Annotated in this window: 14 protein-coding genes; 7 read left to right on the top strand and 7 right to left on the bottom strand. The window is 72.0% G+C overall.

The features are described 5' to 3' along the window. Positions 1 to 45 precede the first annotated feature (45 nt). Together AERO9AM_RS15280 and AERO9AM_RS15275 are read right to left on the bottom strand one after the other, a co-directional pair. The gene (locus AERO9AM_RS15280; RefSeq protein ID WP_159576916.1) at positions 46 to 948 is read right to left on the bottom strand and encodes a sigma-70 family RNA polymerase sigma factor; all 903 of its coding nucleotides are present in this window, start codon (positions 946 to 948) and stop codon (positions 46 to 48) included. Between the two features lie 33 nt (positions 949 to 981). After that, positions 982 to 1440 carry a carboxymuconolactone decarboxylase family protein gene (locus tag AERO9AM_RS15275; protein WP_159576915.1) on the bottom strand — a complete coding sequence of 153 codons (459 nt, stop codon included), beginning with the start codon at positions 1438 to 1440 and terminating at the stop codon, positions 982 to 984. A gap of 138 nt (positions 1441 to 1578) precedes the next feature. Here AERO9AM_RS15275 and AERO9AM_RS15270 point away from each other — a divergent pair, with 138 nt between their 5' ends. Further along, positions 1579 to 2094 (top strand): methylated-DNA--[protein]-cysteine S-methyltransferase, encoded by a 516-nt coding sequence (locus AERO9AM_RS15270; RefSeq protein ID WP_159576914.1) that lies wholly within the window; start codon positions 1579 to 1581, stop codon positions 2092 to 2094. Between the two features lie 90 nt (positions 2095 to 2184). Here the strand turns inward: AERO9AM_RS15270 and AERO9AM_RS15265 are convergent, their stop codons facing one another. Next, positions 2185 to 3729 carry a CitMHS family transporter gene (locus AERO9AM_RS15265; RefSeq protein WP_159576913.1) on the bottom strand — a complete coding sequence of 515 codons (1545 nt, stop codon included), beginning with the start codon at positions 3727 to 3729 and terminating at the stop codon, positions 2185 to 2187. Between the two features lie 144 nt (positions 3730 to 3873). Here AERO9AM_RS15265 and AERO9AM_RS15260 point away from each other — a divergent pair, with 144 nt between their 5' ends. Then, the gene (locus AERO9AM_RS15260) at positions 3874 to 5613 is read left to right on the top strand and encodes a sensor histidine kinase (RefSeq protein ID WP_236602638.1); all 1740 of its coding nucleotides are present in this window, start codon (positions 3874 to 3876) and stop codon (positions 5611 to 5613) included. Continuing rightward, complete coding sequence (locus AERO9AM_RS15255; RefSeq protein ID WP_159576912.1) at positions 5610 to 6263, top strand: response regulator; 654 nt, start codon at positions 5610 to 5612, stop codon at positions 6261 to 6263. Before AERO9AM_RS15260 ends, AERO9AM_RS15255 begins: the two co-directional genes overlap by 4 nt. A gap of 24 nt (positions 6264 to 6287) precedes the next feature. Here AERO9AM_RS15255 and AERO9AM_RS15250 read toward each other — a convergent pair whose 3' ends face one another. Next, a complete protein-coding gene (locus tag AERO9AM_RS15250; protein WP_159576911.1) occupies positions 6288 to 7049 on the bottom strand; it encodes an SDR family NAD(P)-dependent oxidoreductase in 762 nt (253 codons plus the stop codon). Positions 7050 to 7216: 167 nt separating this feature from the next. Here AERO9AM_RS15250 and AERO9AM_RS15245 point away from each other — a divergent pair, with 167 nt between their 5' ends. Both AERO9AM_RS15245 and AERO9AM_RS15240 read left to right on the top strand, forming a co-directional pair. Then, positions 7217 to 8548, top strand: coding sequence for a M20/M25/M40 family metallo-hydrolase (locus AERO9AM_RS15245; protein ID WP_236602637.1), 1332 nt, complete (start codon positions 7217 to 7219; stop codon positions 8546 to 8548). Between the two features lie 107 nt (positions 8549 to 8655). Then, entirely contained in the window at positions 8656 to 10119 is a 1464-nt protein-coding gene (locus AERO9AM_RS15240) for an MFS transporter (RefSeq protein WP_159576909.1), read from the top strand. A 24-nt stretch (positions 10120 to 10143) separates the two neighbouring features. Here the strand turns inward: AERO9AM_RS15240 and AERO9AM_RS15235 are convergent, their stop codons facing one another. Further along, positions 10144 to 12312, bottom strand: a complete 2169-nt coding sequence (locus AERO9AM_RS15235) for an MMPL family transporter (RefSeq protein ID WP_159576908.1) — start codon at positions 12310 to 12312, stop codon at positions 10144 to 10146. 95 nt (positions 12313 to 12407) lie between these two features. Between AERO9AM_RS15235 and AERO9AM_RS15230 the strand changes: the two genes are divergently transcribed. Beyond that, positions 12408 to 13100, top strand: a complete 693-nt coding sequence (locus AERO9AM_RS15230) for a MarR family winged helix-turn-helix transcriptional regulator (protein WP_159576907.1) — start codon at positions 12408 to 12410, stop codon at positions 13098 to 13100. A 28-nt stretch (positions 13101 to 13128) separates the two neighbouring features. On the opposite strand, the gene AERO9AM_RS15225 is transcribed toward AERO9AM_RS15230, so the two are convergent. Both AERO9AM_RS15225 and AERO9AM_RS15220 read right to left on the bottom strand, forming a co-directional pair. Beyond that, positions 13129 to 13545, bottom strand: coding sequence for a VOC family protein (locus tag AERO9AM_RS15225; protein WP_159576906.1), 417 nt, complete (start codon positions 13543 to 13545; stop codon positions 13129 to 13131). A gap of 91 nt (positions 13546 to 13636) precedes the next feature. Then, positions 13637 to 14050, bottom strand: a complete 414-nt coding sequence (locus AERO9AM_RS15220) for a VOC family protein (protein WP_159576905.1) — start codon at positions 14048 to 14050, stop codon at positions 13637 to 13639. Positions 14051 to 14226: 176 nt separating this feature from the next. Here AERO9AM_RS15220 and AERO9AM_RS15215 point away from each other — a divergent pair, with 176 nt between their 5' ends. Then, a complete protein-coding gene (locus AERO9AM_RS15215) occupies positions 14227 to 14607 on the top strand; it encodes a hypothetical protein (protein WP_159576904.1) in 381 nt (126 codons plus the stop codon). The last annotated feature ends 57 nt before the right edge of the window (positions 14608 to 14664 follow it).

Below are 14664 nucleotides of genomic sequence, written 5' to 3'. Positions count from 1 at the left end.
GCGGATCCCGCTGTCGATTCCTCGGCGAGGCGAGGCGAGGCGATGTCAGAGCACGTGGGCGAGCTTGGCGGGGTTGCATACCTGGCGGAGCCCGTGGATGAGGCCGTCGGCGCCGAACTCGAGCGTGAGCACGTCGGTGCGTCCCGAGTGCGTCAGGGCGATCGCAGGCTCCCCGTTGACGTCGAGCAGCGCCGCGCCGAAGGGCAGCGATGGGTCGGCGGCCGCCTTCTGCAGCACGCCGACGAGGAACCGCCGCACACGGTCGGCGCCGAAGATGGGGTTGCGCGCGGCTCGCACCCTGCCCCCGCCGTCGCTCCACAGGATGGCGTCGTCGGCGAGCAGGGCGAGCACGCCCGAGACGTCGCCGTGCTCGACGGCGGTGAGCAGGGCGCCGAGCGCGGCCGGATCCGCCGTGCGCGTCCGCGCCGGGTCGTCGGCGAGGCGCAGGCGCCGCTCGCCGCGCGAGATCAGCTGACGGACGGCCGCGGGGCTCTTCTCCAGGATCCGCCCGATCTCCACGGCCGACATCCCGAACGCGCGGTGCAGCACCACGGCCGCGCGCGCGTCGGGCGCGAGCTGCTCGGCCATGTGCAGCAGCGCGAGGGAGAGCAGTTCCCGGTCGGCGACCGCGTCCTCGGGAAGACGATCCGTGGCGACCGGCTCGGGCAGCCACGGCCCGATGTACTCCTCGCGCACCGCGGCGAGAGCGCGCACCCGGTCGATCGAGCGGCGCACGCACACCGTCGTCAGCCACGCGGGCCAGGAGCGCACCGGCCGCGGGGTCACCGGATCGTCGGCTTCGACGCGCTCCTGCTGGAGCGCCTCGATCGCGACCTCGGACACCACGTCCTCGGCGTGGCCGTAGTCGCCGAGCATGCGATAGGCGATGCCGATCAGCCGCCCTCGCTCCGCCTGCCACGCGCGCGTGGCGGGGGAGACGAGGGTCATGGCTTCACCGTAGCGCCCCGGTTGCGCCACGGCTCAGACGATCGGGTGCTTGTCGTCGATCGGCGGCGCCATCTCGGTGGCGATGGCCACACGGTTCCAGACGTTGATCGTGCAGATCGCCAGCACGAGCGCGCCGAGCTCGCCCTCGTCGAAGTGCTGCGCCGCGGCGTTCCAGATCTCGTCGGTCACCGTCTCCGGACCGAGACGGGTGACCGCATCGGTCAGGGCCAGCGCCGCCAGCTCGCGCTCCTCGAACAGGCCCTTGGCGTGCTGCCAGGCGCCGACCGCATGCAGTGTGCGCTGCGGGATCCCGCGCCGGGCGCCCTCGGTCGCATGCATGTCGACGCAGAATCCGCACCCGTTCAGGATCGAGGCGCGCAGCTTGATCAGCTCGTACAGCCGCGGTTCCACGCTCTTGCGGGCGTACGCCTCCAGTCCGAGCACCGCGGCGTAGCCGAGCTTGTTGGTGCGGCCCATGTCGATCCGGGTCATCGTCATTCCTCTCCGGCCACGACTGCGACGGATCTCGTCGGCTTGCCTGTGGCTCTCATCAGGGATGTCGGATCCGGTCGCGGAAGTGTGACACCCCCTTCGGGTTGCCATGTCGGATGCCCGGCGTACGATCGGCGCGTGACGTTCTCCGCTTCGATCGCGACGCCCGTGGGCGTGCTCGAGGTGCACAGCGACGGGGTCGCGATCCGCCGGGTGACCTGGCCGCGTGCCCGACGTGCGACGGCTGCCGGCTCCGAGGTGTCGTCCGGTCGCGCGGAGGATCCGCTGCTCGCCGATGCCCTCGCCCAGCTGCGGGGGTATTTCGCCGGCGACCGCTCGACGTTCGACCTGCCGTTCGATCTGGGTGTGCAGTCCGATGTCACGGCGGCCGTGCTGCACGCGCTCTACGACACGGTGGGACTCGGCGAGACGGTGACCTACGGCGAGCTCGCGGCACGCAGCGGCACAGGCGTGCCGGCGCGGGCGATCGGCTCGATCATGGGCGCGAACCCGATCCCGATCATCGTCCCGTGCCACCGGGTGGTCGCCAGCGACGGACTCGGCGGCTACTCCGGAGGGAGGCCGGGCGAGGGGCTGGTGACGAAGCGCTGGCTGCTCGAGCACGAGGGGGCGCTTCCCGCGGCGCTCTTCTGAGTCGCTGCCGGCGCCTGCCCGCGAGCCCGATCCCGACAGCGTCGACCTTCCCGGATCTGTGGAGCACCCCTTCCGTTGCCACTCCACGGCTCACTGCGCGACGAAGAACGGGATCGCACCGGTGAGGATCCCCACGGCGAGCATCACGAGGGACACGACCGCCGCCCGCCAGAGCACCTTGCGGTGGTGGTCGCCGAGGTTGACGCTCGCGAGCGACACCAGCAGCAGGATCGCGGGCACGAGCGGGCTCTGCAGGTGCACCGGCTGGCCGGTGATCGACGCCCGGGCCATCTCGACCGGATCGATGCCGAAGTGCGCCGCGCTCTGGGACAGCACCGGCAGGATCCCGTAGTAGAACGCGTCGTTCGACATGAAGAACGTGAACGGGATCGACAGGATGCCGGTGATGGGCGCGAGGAACGGTCCCAGCGCCGGAGGCAGCACGTTCGTGATCCAGGACGCCATCGCGTCGACCATGCCCGTGCCGGTGAGCACGCCGACGAGCACGCCTGCCGCGATGACCATCGACACCACACCGACGATGCTCGGCGCATGGGCCACGATCTCGGCCGCCTGGTCCTTGAGCTTGCCGAAGTTCACCACCAGCGCCAGGGCGGCGCCGACCATGAACACGTACGGCAGCGGCAGCACGTCGGCGATGAGCAGCACCATCACGGCGACGGTCAGGGCGAGGTTGAACCAGATCAGGCGCGGACGCAGGGTCGCGCGGTTCGGGTCCAGCATCGTGTCGGCCATCGCGGTGTCGGTCGGATCCACTCCGCCTGCCGACACGGGCTCGTGGCCGCCGGCGACGGTGACGATGTTCCCGGTGCGCAGCGACGCGCGTGCTCCCGGCTTGGCGTCGGCGCCGCGGAAGATCGCGGGCACGGAGGCGAACACGCCGCCCTCCGCGGTGCCGGTCAGGCGGGTCTCGTCGAGGGAGCCGAGGCGGTGGCGCTCCTGCAGGCCGAGCATCCACGCGAAGCCGAGGGAGACGATCAGTCCGACCCCGAGCGAGGGCAGCATGGGCACGAAGATGTCGGTCGGCTGCAGGCCGAGCGCGGTTGCGGCGCGCACGGTCGGACCGCCCCACGGCACGATGTTGAGGGTGCCGTTCATGAGCCCGGCGACGCATGTGAGCACCACGGGGCTCATGCCCAGGCGCAGGTAGATCGGCAGCATCGCGGAGGTCGTGATGATGAAGGTCGTGGAGCCGTCGCCGTCCAGGGACACCGCGCCGGCGAGCAGAGCCGTGCCGATCACGACCTTGGCCGGGTCGTCGCCCAGCACGCGCGTGATCAGCCGGATGAGCGGGTCGAACAGGCCGACGTCGATCATGATGCCGAAGAACATGATCGCGAACATCAGCAGTGCGGCCGTCGGCGCCATCTTCCCGATCGCGTCGAGGATCATGTCGCCGAGTCCCAGGCCCGCGCCCGCGAAGAGGCCGAACACGGTGGGCACCAGGATGAGCGCGACCATCGGGGTGAGGCGCTTGGTCATGATCAGCGTCATGAAGACCAGCACCATCGCGAAGCCGAGGATCACGAGCACCCACTCCGGGGGTGCGAAGGCGATGTCGTACGAGGGCTTGTCGTCGGCTGCGGCGAGCAGACCGCTGAGAACCATGGGCATGAGCTGACTCCTTCGTCATCCGTCAGTCGTCTTCGACGGACCTCGTCGAGGTTAGGGAACGGGCACGCAGCGGATCCGGTAAGTCGCATTCCGGCGCGTTGTGCGCGTAGCGTGACTTCTGCGCATATTGCTCAAGGAGGACCGATGCCCCGCTCACGCCGGATGCGATTCGCCACGCGGATCCTTCTGCTGCAGCTGTCGACGGTGGTCCTCGTCGTCGCGCTCTGCACGGGCGTCTACCTGTTCCTCGCCGCGCAGCAGCTGCGCGCACAGGCGGAGTCCTCCGCGCTCGGGATCGCGCGGACCCTGGCCGAGCAGCCTCAGATCCGGGAGGGCGTGGCGACGGCGTCCGCCGACCCCGGAACCCCGCGCGCCGAGGACCTGCGCGACGGCGTGCTGCAGCGCATCGCCACCGCGACCGCCGGCCGCACCGGCGCCCTGTTCGTCGTGATCACCGATGATCACGGGATCCGGCTCGCGCACCCGGATCCGGCGCGGCTGGGCCAGGAGGTGAGCACACCGTTCCAGGACGTGCTGGCCGGGCACGAGGTCGTGGAGTGGGACACCGGCACGCTGGGCGAGTCCGCTCGGGCCAAGGTGCCCGTCCGCAGCGCGACCGGCGCGCCGATCGGCGAGGTGAGCGTCGGCTTCGCACGGGCGGGCGTGTTCGACGACCTCCCGCCCCTGCTCGCGGTGATCGGCCTCGCCGCGGCGGGCTCCCTGCTGCTCGCGGGCGTCGGAGCGGTGCTGCTGCGCCGGCGCTGGGAGCGGCTCACCCTCGGCGTGCAGCCCGAGGAGCTCGTCGCCCTCGTCCAGAACCAGACCGCGGTGCTGGACGGCGTGGCGGACGGCGTGCTCGCGGTCGACGAGGCGGGTGTCGTGCGGGTCTGCAACGCGGCCGCCGAGCGGCTGCTCGACGTCCGGGATGCGGTGGGCCGGCCGCTGGCGCGGATCGGGCTGCCCGACGCGGTGCGCGATGCGGTCTCCGGGGAGCGCACCCTGTCGGAGGCGGTGCTCGGCGACCGCGTGCTCTATCTCGAGACGCGCCCCGTGGAGCGGGACGGGAGGCCGCTCGGCACGGTCGCCGTGATCCGCGACCGCACCGAGCTGGTGGCGCTGTCGGAGCGCCTGGAGACCGTGCGCACCATGACCGCCGCCCTGCGCGTGCAGCGCCACGAGTTCGCGAACCGGATCCACGTCGCCGCGGGGCTGCTCGACGCGGAGCGCGTGCAGGATGCGCGCGACTTCCTCGCCCAGCTCGCGGATCGCGGATCCGTCGACTTCCCCGTTCCCGGCATCGCGCGGCTGCGGGATCCGTTCCTGCGATCGTTCCTCGGGGCGAAGGCGCTCGAGGCGTCCGAGCGCGGGGTCACCCTGCGCATCGCGGAGGAGACGCACCTCCTCGGCGCGGTGAGCGAGGCGGAGGACGTGGCGGCGGTGCTCGGCAACCTCGTCGACAATGCGGTAACCGCTGCCGTCGGCGGTGCGCAGCCGCGCTGGGTCGAGGTGTCAGTGCTGGACGATCGAGACGCCCTGGTGGTCACCGTCGCGGATTCCGGCGCCGGCCTGGACGGGGGCCCTGGCACGGCGCCGGAGGATCTGGACGGGGGCTCCGGCACGACCTCGGAGGATCTGGACGGGGGGCGCACCGGGGCGGGCGGCGAGGCCGAGGCGGGCCCGGTGCACGGGCACGGCGTGGGACTGCGACTGTCCCGCGAGATCGCCCGGCGCGGAGGCGGCGACCTGTGGATCATCGACCGGGGCGGCGGCGAGCACGGCGCCGTGTTCGCCGCGCGGCTCGGCGGCGTGGTGACGCCGACCCGCGGGCGTGACCCGCAGGGCCGCGAAGACGATGCCCGGATCGACGAGGAGGAGAACCGATGACGGATCCGATCCGTGCGCTCGTGCTGGACGACGACTTCCGCGTCGGCCGGCTGCACCACGCGATCGTCGAGGAACGCCCCGGCTATCTCGCCCTGGAACCGGTCCGCACGATCGCCGAGGCGCGTGCCGCCATCCGCGATCTCGCACCCGATCTGCTCCTCGCCGACGTGTACCTGCCCGACGGCGACGGGATCGCGCTCGTCCACGAGGCCGGCATCGACGCGATCCACATCTCCGCGGCCGACGACCCCGCGACGATCCGGCGCGCCCTGCGCGCGGGAGCGCACGCCTACCTCATCAAGCCGTTCGAGCAGCGCGCCCTCGTCGGAGCCCTGGACCGCTACGCCCGCTTCCGCAACCTCCTGGCGGGAACCCGGCCGCTGCAGCAGAAGGACGTGGACCGTGCGCTCGCGATCCTGCACGGCTCGTCGGATCCGGTCTCGACCTCGCGGTCGGCGACGGAACAGCTGGTGCTGGCCGCTCTCGGCGACGACGAGGCGTCGGCCGCCGAGATCGGCGAGCGGGTCGGCATCTCCCGCGCGACGGCGCAGCGGCACCTCGCAGCCCTCGCCGAGCGCGACGCGGTCGAGGTGCGGCTCCGCTACGGCGCGACCGGGCGGCCGGAGCACCGGTACACCCGGAGGGGGTGAGGTGAGACGGCCCTGGCTATCCGCTCAGCCGCGGCCGAAGAGCGCGCCCCCGTTGACCTGCAGGATCTGGCCCGTGGTCCAGCCGCCCTCGGGGCCGGCGAGATACGCCACCGCCCCGGCGACCTCGTCGGGCGTGCCCGCGCGGTTCATCGGCACCTGGGCGAGGCGCGATGCCACGATGTCCGGCGTGCGCCGGCCGTCCCAGAACCCGGTGTCGGGCACGTAGCCCGGAGCCACCGCGTTCACCGTCACTCCCTCGGGCGCGAGGTCGGCGGCGAGCCCCATCATCCAGCCGTGGATCGCGGCCTTCGCCGCTCCGTATCCGTTCGCCCCGCGCAGCGCCGCGATCGAGCTGATGGAGATGATCCGCCCGCCCGGGCGGACGATGCGCGGCAGCAGCGCCTCGGTGAGCAGCACCGCGGTGAGCACGTTCAGCCGCATGTTCGCCTCGTAGTTCGCTGCGATCCCGGCGAGCCCCTCACCGCGATCCAGTACGTTGCCGCCGGCGTTGTTGAGCAGCACCTGCACCGGTCCCTCGACCTCGCCGGCGGCGCGCTCCACCTGCGCCGGATCCTGGAGGTCCGCGGCGATCGTCTGCACTCGCGCAGCGGGCGTCTGCTCGCGGATCCGCGCCGCGGCGGCGTCCAGCACCTCGGTGCGCCGCCCGATCAGAGCCAGGTCGAACCCGTCCCGCGCGAGGCGGAGGGCCGAGGCGAGACCGATGCCGGTGCCTCCGCCGCTGATCACGGCGAGCGGGCGGGCGGATCCGGAGTGGGGGATGCTCATGGCCCCAGCCTAAGCGGGCCGAGCGCCGGGATGGCGGGGCGAGCGCCGGGATGGCGGGGCGAGCTCCAGGACCGCGGGGCGAGTGCCAGGCGCCCTGCACCCCGGCGCGACGAGCGCCCACCGGCCCGGTACCGGCGGAGCGGGCGGTCGCGGCTAGCATGGCGGCGATGAACGACGTGCCCCCCATCGCCGAGCGGCTGAGCCGGATGATCCAGCTGCCGACGGTGTCCGCCGAGCTGGACGAGCGCGGGACCGCGCCCTTCGACGACTTCGTGACGCTCCTGGCCGAGCTCTATCCCCGGGTGCACGCCGCGCTGACCCTCGAGCGGCACACCGAGTTCGGTCTGCTGTTCCACTGGCGCGGTCGCCGTTCCGCGCCCGATGGGCCGCTCGTGCTCATGGCGCACTACGACGTGGTCCCGGTGGACGAGTCGGACGACTGGACGCACCCGCCGTTCGCCGGCGTGATCGAGAACGGATCCGTCTACGGCCGCGGTGCGCTCGACGACAAGGGCCCGCTCATCGTGATCCTCGAGGCCGTCGAGAGCCTCCTCGCCGACGGGTTCACGCCCGCCCGCGACGTCTATCTCTCCTTCGGCGGCAACGAGGAGACCTACGGATCCGCCGCGATCGCGATCGCCGCGGCGCTGCAGGAGCGCGGCGTCGTTCCCTGGCTCGTGCTGGACGAGGGCGGCGCCGTCGTGGACGCGCCGCTGCCGTTCGTGCCGGGACGCGCCGCCATGATCGGCGTCGGCGAGAAGGGCGTGATGACCGTCCGGCTGTCGGCCCGCGGCGACGGCGGGCACGCCTCGGCACCGCCCCGCCGCACCGCGGTGCGCCGCATCGCCCGCGCCGTCGAGCGACTCGGCCCCGGCACCTTCCGGGCGCGCACGCCGCGGGCCGTCTCCCGCATGCTCGCGCAGCTGGCCGGATCCGTCGCGGGTCCCGCGCGGCTGCTGCTGCGCCTGCTCGGGGCGCTCCCGCCGCTGTCGGCGCGGATCTTCGCCGCCCTCGGCGGGGAGGCGGCGGCGCTCGTGCGCACCACGGTGGCGCCCACGATGCAGTCGGGTGGCACGGCGGCGAACGTGCTGCCTTCGCAGGCCTCGGCGACGCTGAACCTCCGCATCGCGCTCGGCGAGACCGTGCAGAGCGCGGCCGCCCGGTTGCGCCGGCGCATCGCGGACCCGCAGGTCGCGGTCGAGGTGCTGGAGGGCAGTGATCCGTCCCCCGAGTCGGCCACCGACAACGCGCAGTTCGCGCTCCTCGCCGAGGCGCTCGGCGTCTCCCACCCGGGCGTGCCTGCGGTGCCGTACGTGATGATGGCCGCCACCGACTCGCGGCACTTCCACCGCTTCGCGCCCGCCGTCTACCGGTTCGCGCCGCTGGAGATGTCCAACGCCCAGCGCGCCGCCATCCACGGCGTCGACGAGAGCGTGGAGATCGCCGCGCTGGAGCGCGGGGAGCGGTTCCACCGGGCGCTCCTGCAGCGGCTACAGTGAGCTGACCCGTCCACGACGCCGGCGTCGGCAGGTCCGCGGAGCCGCGGGTCGAGGACGGGCAGGCCCGTGGAACGACGGGCCTGGGGGTCGGCAGAGAAGGAGCTGCGATGTCGCGAAAGGCCATGGGAGGGGCGCTGGTCGCCGTCGTCGGCTTCCTCGCCTTCGTCGAGTTCACCAGCGGCGTGCTGCAGGGCTACTACACGCCCATGCTCAGCGACATCGCGCGGCACCTGCGGATCCACGACGCCGACGTGAACTGGTTCGAGGGTGCGCAGCTGATGCTGTCGGCCCTCGTGGTGCCGGCGTTCGCGAAGCTCGGCGACATGGTCGGCCGCAAGCGGATGCTCCTGGTCTCCACGGCCCTCACCGCGCTGGCAGGTTTCGCGCTGCCGTTCACCGACGTGTTCGGCGTCTTCCTCGCGGCGTGGGCGCTGATGGGGTTCTACGTGGTGTGGCTGCCCCTGGAGATCGCACTCATCTGGTCTCGGGCCCGGCGCCTCGACGGCAGCTCCGCGATCACCGCGAGGGCGGCGGGCGTGCTCGTGGCCGCGCTCGAGGGCGGCGCGATCATCGGCGCGCTCGCCGGAGGCGCCCTCGTCGACGTGCTGCCGCTCACGGTCGTGCTGCTGGTGCCGCCGGTGCTCATCACCGCGTGCTTCTTCGTGATCCTGTTCGGCGTGCGGGAGTCGCCCGAGAAGACCGGCGGGGCTTTCGACACCGTCGGGCTCGTGCTCATCTCGCTGTCGCTGATCGGGCTCACCGGCGGACTCAGCCTGCTGCGCCTGCCCGGCGGCGTGGCGAACCCGCTGTCCTGGCTGGTGATCGGAGCCGGCGTGGTGCTGCTCGTCCCGTTCGCGGTGTGGGAGCTGCGTCAGCCGGATCCGCTCATCGACGTGCGGATGTTCCGCAGCCCGGCTCTCGGCCCGGTGTTCCTCACGGCGGGCCTGTTCGGCGTGAGCGTGCTCGGCGCCCAGGCCCCGCTGTCGACCTTCGCCCGCACCGATCCCACCGCATACGGGTACGGACTGGGCACGTCCGGCTTCCAGACCTCGCTGATCATCGGCCTGTACCTCATCGCGATGATCGCCGGTGCACTGCTGTTCCCCCTGATCGCGCGCCTGGCCACCCCGCGGGTGACGCTCATCGGCGCCTCGGTGCTCGTGGGCACCGGGTTCCTGCTCTTCCTCCCGTTCCACGGCGCCTACCTGCAGGTGGTGACGAACATGATCGTCGTCGGAATCGGATCCGGGGCTCTCGTCGCAGCCCTTCCCGCGGCCGCGGCCTCGGCCGCTCCGCACACCCAGACCGGCGTCGCGACGGGTCTCACGAACTCCGTGAAGACGGTGGGCGGCGCGATCGCCTCGTGCGTGTTCGGGATCGCGCTCATGCACGCGGTCGCCGGATCCGCCGCGGCCGAGGGCACCGCAGGCTCCTTCTCGGGCTATGTCACCGTCTGGGTGGTGTGCGCGGTGACCGCCCTGGTGGCGGCCGTGCTGCTGCTGTTCGTGCCGAAGCAGGCGTTCACCGATCGCGCCGGCCACGCTGCCGCCGCCGAACCTGCGATCGGCTGAGACGGGGCTGGTCCGGGGCTTCGGTCAGCGCTCCCCGCGCGACAGCTTCGACGGCCACCACACCGCACGACCCACGTCGTGCACGAGGGCGGGGACGAGCAGCGAGCGCACCACGAACGTGTCGAGCAGCACGCCGAACGCGACGATGAACGCGAGCTGGGCGAGGAACAGGATCGGGATCACCGCGAGCGCGGCGAAGGTGGTCGCGAGCACGAGACCGGCCGACGTGATCACACCGCCGGTGATCGCGAGACCGCGGCGCACCCCTTCCCGCGTCCCATGCCGGCGCGACTCCTCCCGCACCCGCGTCATCAGGAAGATGTTGTAGTCGATCCCGAGCGCCACGAGGAAGACGAAGCCGTACAGCGGCACCGCCGGATCCGCCCCGGGGAAGCGGAGGATCCCGTTGAACACGAGCGCCGAGACACCCATCGCGGTGCCGAACGACAGCACGGTCGTCACGATCAGCAGCACGGGGGCGACGATCGCCCGCAGCAGCATCATCAGGATCAGCATGATGACCACGAGGATGACCGGGATGATCAGCGCGCGGTCGTGCAGCGATGCGTCGTCGGTGTCGAGGGACGTCGCGGTGACTCCGCCGACCACCGCATCGGAGCCCTCCAGCGCGGAGCGGAGCCGCCGCACCGTCTCCTCGGCGGCGGACGAGTCCGCAGCGGCGGTGAGAGTGCCCTGCAGCATCACGTCGCCGTCGACCACGGTCGGCTCCGGTGCCGGCGTGCCCGGGCGGCCGACGGGCTGGACGCCATCGTCCGTCACCGGAGCCGTGCCGCTCGGCGAGTCCTCGGCGACCACGGTCACGCCGTCGATGCCCTCGTCGGCGAGCAGCGCGTCGGCCGCCCTCTGCAGGGAGCCCTTCGCCACGACGACCTGGACGGGGCTGCCGGAACCCCCGGGGAAGTGCTCGCCCAGCACCTTCTGCCCGTCGCGCGCCGGCGAGGAGCCGAGCACGAGGTCGGACTGGGGCACGCCGGAGGCGTCCAGCTGCAGCACCCCGAGCGTCCCGGCGGCGAGCACGAGCGTGGTAGCGATCCAGATCACCCGCGAGCGCCGCCGGATCAGGCCGGCGAGCCGCGCCCAGACGCCGGTCGTGGGCATACCGCCCTCCGCCGCGACGGCATCGGGGTCGAAACGCGGTCGCCGCGGCCAGAACGCCGCGCGACCGAACGCCATGAGCAGCGCGGGCAGGAGCGTGAGCGCGGCGAGCATCGCGAACACGATCCCGATCGCAGCGACCGGGCCGAGCGCACTGTTCGACCTGAGGTCGCTCAGCAGCAGGCAGAGCAGGCCGGCGATCACCGTGCCGCCCGAGGCGAGGATCGGCTCGAACGCGCCCTTCCAGGCGGAGAGCACTGCCCGCCCCCGATCCTCCTCCACGCGAAGCGCCTCGCGGAAGCGGGAGACGAACAGCAGCGCGTAGTCGGTGGCGGCGCCGATCACGAGGATGAACAGGATCCCCTGGGTCTGCCCGCTCAGCAGCAGCACGCCCCACTTCGCGAGCCACCACACCACGAGCAGCGCGGTGCACAGGGCGAACATGCTCGTCGCCAGCACGACGACCGGCAGCAGCAGGGACCGGTAGACGAGCACCAGGATCACGAGGACGGCCGCCAACGCGACGCCCAGCAGGATCCCGTCGATGCCTGCGAAGCCCGCGACGAGGTCGGCGCTGAAGCCCGCCGGACCCGTCACGTACACGGTCACCCCGCTCGGGGCCGCGTCGTCGAGGTGCGCACGGATGTCCGTCACGACCTCGCCGAGATCGGCATCGGAGCGGATCGGCACGAACGCCTGCACCGCCTTTCCGTCGTCCGAGGCGAGCGCGGGGGAGACGTCATCGTCCACCCCTGGGATCTCCTTCGTGGCGGCGACCGCCTCGGAGAGCGCGGTGCGCTGCGCCTCGGTCAGCTTCCCATCCGATGCGGCGACGACGATCGCCGGGATCTCGTCGGACCCGGCGAAGCGGGTCTGCAGCTCCTGGACGCGTGCCGAATCGGACGAGGAGGGCAGATAGGCCGTGCGGTCGTTCGACGAGACCTCGTCCACCTTGCCGAACAGCGGTCCGCCGAAGGACGCGGCGACCAGCCAGCTCAGGATGATCAGCGCCGGCAGCAGGATGCGCAGCAGGCGTCCGACGCGGCGGGGGCGTGCAGGGTGCTTCGGCGCGGTCATCGGGATCCTTCCGTCACCTGCAGGATAAGCCGAGTTTAGCTAGCTTGGCAAGTAATTAACTTAGCGTGAAATATGGTCAGGAGTACGATGACGGCATGGCGGCGGATCGGCACAGGCACAGCGGCGCGCCACGCGCCGCGCGCCCTGCCGACGCGTCGGCGCCGGACGGCGTGAAGGCGAGCGCCGTCTACGACATCGAGGCCAGCGACCCGGACGGGATGCTTCTCGACCGGAGCGGCGTCGACGCGGATGCGATCCGTCAGATCACCGGTGTGATGGCAGCGCTCGCGGAGCTCCGCGACGCGGAACAGCGGCTCGCCGAGGCATCCCGCCGCTACATGAAGCTCAACGAGACCGACATGCGCGCCCTGCACTACCTCATCGTGTGCGCGAACACGGGCGCGGTCGCCACCCCCGGCGGGATCGCTCAGCACCTCGGGATCTCGACCGCCTCGACCACCAAGCTGCTCGATCGGCTGGAGCGCGCCGGGCATGTGGTGCGCGCCCCGCACCCGTCCGACCGGCGTGCCCTGGCCATCTCCATCACCCCGGAGACCGCGAAGGCGGCGATGGAGACGGTCGGGCGCCAGCAGGCCCGCCGCTTCCACGCCGCCGCGCGTCTTTCCGCCGAGGAGCGCGACGTCGTCATACGCTTCCTCCGCGACATGACCCAGGAGCTCCGACTCGACGGGGTCGATTGGGCGGAGGAGGGGAAGGCGGGCGTCGCGGGGGACGCGACCGCGGCCGAAAGCGTCACCCGCACGGAGGCGGACGGCGCGGAGCGCTGAGCCGGCGAGCCCAGCGCTCCGAGGCGGATCAGGCCTGGCTCTGGCCCGCCGAGAACATCCAGTCGATGCCGAACTTGTCGGTGAGCATGCCGAACTGGTCGCCCCAGGGCGCGGGGCCGAACTCCTGCGTGATGGTCGCGCCGTCGGCGAGCTTGTCCCACGCGGCGCGGATCTCGGCCTCGTCGGTCCCGCTCAGCGACACCGAGACCCCCTGCGGCGCCTTGTACTCGTAGTGCGCCGGCGTGTCCGACGCCATCAGCACCAGACCGCCCGGGGTGGTCAGCATCGAGTGCATCACGAGCGACTGCTCGGCCTCGTCCTGGACCATGCCCGGCATGTCGCCGAAGGTCATCACCTGCAGGTCGCCGCCGAGCGCCTGCTGGTAGAACTCCATCGCCGCGCGGGCGTCGCCGCGGAACGAGATGTACGGATTGAGGATGGTCATGACTGTTCTCCGTGCTCGGATCGACGACGCCGCACCGGCGCCGCACTCAGTCTGAGGCCGCCCACCGACAACGGCAACGGTGTGTCGCGGATCAGGCGTCGGCCGCGTCCCGGGGCGGGTTGTGCACCACCTCGAGACGGATCCCGTTGTCGTCCTCGAGGAAGGACGCGTAGTAGCGGTCGCTGAAGCGCGGGTACTCCTTGGGTGCCCGCACGGGCGTCCAGCCCGCCCCGAGAGCGATGGCGTGCACGCGATCGACCTCGTCCCGCGAGCCGACGGCGAACGCGAGGTGCTGCCAGCCCACCTTGCCGTGCTCGTGCGGTCCGTCTGCGTTCTCGCGTGCGGGGTAGAGCAGGATCTCGGGCTGACCGTCCTGCCGCCAGTACGCGAGATCTGGAGCGTCATGCGTGCGGGTGTAGCCCAGTGCGCGGAGCACGGGATCGAACTGCGCCGAGGCGCTGGGGACGTGGTCGACACTGATGCCGAGGTGGTCGAGAGAAGCCATGACACCAGCATCCCGGATGCCGCGGACATCCCTCCGGGTGGAGCGAGCGGACGGCGTCACCGCCGTGAGTCATTCCCGCGCGAGACCTTCCAGTATGTTGGTCACCGGCCCGCCGGATCTGTCGACGGCCGCTCCCTCGTCTTCTCGAGGACCCGTTCTCTCTCAAGGACTCCACCATGGCCTCTGCGCATGACTTCTTCCTCGTGGGCGACCACGGATTCGCGCGTCAGTTCGTCGCGTCCACCCTCGGGTCCGAGGGCTTCGTCGTCAGCACCACTCCCACAGGCGGACTGCTCGCCAAGCGCGGCAGCGGAGCCGCGACCCTGTGGCTGGGTGCTCTTGCCGGCAAGAACTTCCAGATCACGTTCGTCGTGGACTTCATGGTCGACGGGCAGGGCCGGCTGGTCGCACGCCTGATCCGCAACATGACCGGCGGCGCGCTCAAGGGCGGCGCGCTGGGCGCTGCCAAGACCGACACGGCGTTCAAGGAGACGGCCAACGCCCTCGCGAGCGCCCTGCACGACGCGGGCATCCTCGCCGAGAGCATCTCGCAGTAGCGGGTCTCCTCCTGCCGTATCGCCCTGCCGTCGTGCTCTCCGGATCGGGATGATCGA

Source organism: Microbacterium sp. 8M (assembly GCF_902506375.1).
In the GTDB taxonomy this organism is placed as follows: domain Bacteria; phylum Actinomycetota; class Actinomycetes; order Actinomycetales; family Microbacteriaceae; genus Microbacterium.
This window is presented reverse-complemented; position numbering and strand designations above follow the sequence as displayed.

What these genes read in the sequence shown, in the direction of transcription:
- AERO9AM_RS15215 (WP_159576904.1), top strand. Translation starts at nt 14,227, where the DNA reads ATGGCCTCTGCGCATGACTTCTTCCTCGTGGGCGACCACGGATTCGCG.
- AERO9AM_RS15230 (WP_159576907.1), top strand. Translation starts at nt 12,408, where the DNA reads ATGGCGGCGGATCGGCACAGGCACAGCGGCGCGCCACGCGCCGCGCGC.
- AERO9AM_RS15220 (WP_159576905.1), bottom strand. Translation starts at nt 14,050, where the DNA reads ATGGCTTCTCTCGACCACCTCGGCATCAGTGTCGACCACGTCCCCAGC.
- AERO9AM_RS15250 (WP_159576911.1), bottom strand. Translation starts at nt 7,049, where the DNA reads ATGAGCATCCCCCACTCCGGATCCGCCCGCCCGCTCGCCGTGATCAGC.
- AERO9AM_RS15260 (WP_236602638.1), top strand. Translation starts at nt 3,874, where the DNA reads ATGCCCCGCTCACGCCGGATGCGATTCGCCACGCGGATCCTTCTGCTG.
- AERO9AM_RS15265 (WP_159576913.1), bottom strand. Translation starts at nt 3,729, where the DNA reads ATGCCCATGGTTCTCAGCGGTCTGCTCGCCGCAGCCGACGACAAGCCC.
- AERO9AM_RS15240 (WP_159576909.1), top strand. Translation starts at nt 8,656, where the DNA reads ATGTCGCGAAAGGCCATGGGAGGGGCGCTGGTCGCCGTCGTCGGCTTC.
- AERO9AM_RS15235 (WP_159576908.1), bottom strand. Translation starts at nt 12,312, where the DNA reads ATGACCGCGCCGAAGCACCCTGCACGCCCCCGCCGCGTCGGACGCCTG.
- AERO9AM_RS15245 (WP_236602637.1), top strand. Translation starts at nt 7,217, where the DNA reads ATGAACGACGTGCCCCCCATCGCCGAGCGGCTGAGCCGGATGATCCAG.
- AERO9AM_RS15225 (WP_159576906.1), bottom strand. Translation starts at nt 13,545, where the DNA reads ATGACCATCCTCAATCCGTACATCTCGTTCCGCGGCGACGCCCGCGCG.
- AERO9AM_RS15255 (WP_159576912.1), top strand. Translation starts at nt 5,610, where the DNA reads ATGACGGATCCGATCCGTGCGCTCGTGCTGGACGACGACTTCCGCGTC.
- AERO9AM_RS15280 (WP_159576916.1), bottom strand. Translation starts at nt 948, where the DNA reads ATGACCCTCGTCTCCCCCGCCACGCGCGCGTGGCAGGCGGAGCGAGGG.
- AERO9AM_RS15275 (WP_159576915.1), bottom strand. Translation starts at nt 1,440, where the DNA reads ATGACCCGGATCGACATGGGCCGCACCAACAAGCTCGGCTACGCCGCG.